This window comes from Pseudomonas sp. WC1 (assembly GCF_050586565.1).
In the GTDB taxonomy this organism is placed as follows: Bacteria; Pseudomonadota; Gammaproteobacteria; order Pseudomonadales; family Pseudomonadaceae; genus Aquipseudomonas.
The window spans coordinates 1-1,302 of record NZ_JBOBDQ010000124.1; the positions used below are offsets into that span (position 1 = coordinate 1).

Annotated in this window: 1 protein-coding gene; it reads left to right on the plus strand. The window is 56.8% G+C overall.

Features of this window, described 5'->3' with window-relative positions:
• The first annotated feature begins 228 nt into the window (after nucleotides 1–228).
• The gene (locus ACQ4OD_RS26310; RefSeq protein ID WP_430945219.1) at nucleotides 229–1,179 is read left to right on the plus strand and encodes an IS110 family transposase; all 951 of its coding nucleotides are present in this window, start codon (nucleotides 229–231) and stop codon (nucleotides 1,177–1,179) included.
• Nucleotides 1,180–1,302 lie beyond the last annotated feature (123 nt).

Here is a 1,302-nt window from a genome sequence, read left to right on the forward strand (position 1 = left end):
TCGCCGGCAAGCCGGCTTGTGTCTTGAAAGGCTCTTAGACTGAAGGGGTGAGAGCGGTGGATGGCAGACTGCAAGCCGGCGGTGCCCTAGAGCACGTGTGGGAGCATAGTCGCCATCCACCCCTCACTCTGACCTGAAGCCCGAACAGTTGGATGAGTAGCGAGCTCGAAATCACAAGCGTGGGATAGGTCAGAGCGCTCTCACTTCCCAGTGTAAGAGGGCTTGGCCATGATTTCCTGTTTCGTTGGTATCGATGTTTCGAAAGCGACCCTGGACGTGGGGTTCTGGCCTGAACTTTCCAAGCCATTCCAGCTGAGGAATGACCCTGAGGGGATTGCCCAGCTGATTGCCTGCTTGAACGAGCTTGAGGTCGAGCGGATCGTGCTCGAGGCTACGGGGGGCTATGAGAAAGCGGTTTTCAAGGCGTTACGCATCGCTGATTTGGATGTCGTTCGCGTCAACCCCAAACGCTCTCATGACTATGCCCAAGCAATTGGTCAACTGGCCAAAACCGACAGGATCGATGCCTTGATGCTGGCCAAGTTCGCCCAGCATCTGGCATCCCCATCAAAGATCGAGCCCAGTCAGGCACGTGATGAGCTGAGCGAGCTGGTCAAGCTACGGGATCAGATCGTTGAGCATCGCGACGATGACAGACGTCGAATCAAGCAAGCGACTTCCCCTGTAGCAATCACCTTCTTCACTGAGCACATTGCGTCTCTCAACGCTCAGATCAAGGCATTGGACAAACACCTTGCGCAGGCCTCAAAGGCGCTGAACAGCGAGAAAGCCAAGCACTTGGCATCAGTCAAAGGCGTAGGCCTGATTACGACTGCCAAGCTGATGGCCTATTTGCCCGAGCTGGGCACGCTGAGCGGACGGAAGATCACCGCCCTGGTGGGGCTGGCGCCCTACAACAAGGACAGTGGGAGCAAGAGCGGCCCACGCAAGATCGAGGGCGGGCGCTACAAAGTTCGTGGCGTTATCTACATGGCGGCTTGGGTGATGATCAGGCACGTCCCTGAGTTCAAGACCCGGTATGACACACTGGTAGCGCGTGGTAAGCGCCCCAAAGTAGCCGTGGTGGCTTGCATGCGCGTGTTGCTGGTGCGGCTGAATGCCATGTTGAGGGACGGTACGCCATGGAAGGACCATAAAACCCAGGCGCCCGCAGCCTGACATTTCTCAGAGGTAGTTACTGATAGCGGGCTTCGCCAGCGACTCCATCTGGAGGGTGTCGCTGGCGAAGCTATGTCTGAAAGGATCGTTCTAAAAAAATCCCCTCAAGACAGTTGCTCCCAC